Below are 279 nucleotides of genomic sequence, written 5' to 3' on the forward strand. Positions count from 1 at the left end.
CTTCTTCACGACTCATAGGCTCATCCCCTGAAGATCTGCCTCGATGGCTTCTACGTCCATCATAATCCTCATCGTGTTCTTTTCCCCAACGAGCTTCCGCTCCTCGGCGACCTGCCTCTTCACGACTCATAGGCTCATCACCTGAAGATCTGCCTCGATGGCTTCTGCGTCCATCATAATCCTCATCGTGCTCTCTTCCCCAACGAGCTTCCGCTCCTCGGCGACCTGCCTCTTCACGACTCATAGGCTCATCACCTGAAGATCTGCCTCGATGACTTC

General features: G+C 54.1%; 1 protein-coding gene. It reads right to left on the bottom strand.

Going from position 1 to position 279, the window contains the following annotated elements; genetic code table 11:
* Window positions 1-244: hypothetical protein (locus BU804_RS13920; RefSeq protein WP_075882762.1), on the bottom strand; the 244-nt coding region annotated here is incomplete at its 3' end.
* Window positions 245-279 lie beyond the last annotated feature (35 nt).

The sequence above is a fragment of the Candidatus Protochlamydia sp. W-9 genome (genome assembly GCF_001950615.1).
In the GTDB taxonomy this organism is placed as follows: domain Bacteria; phylum Chlamydiota; class Chlamydiia; order Chlamydiales; family Parachlamydiaceae; genus Protochlamydia; species Protochlamydia amoebophila.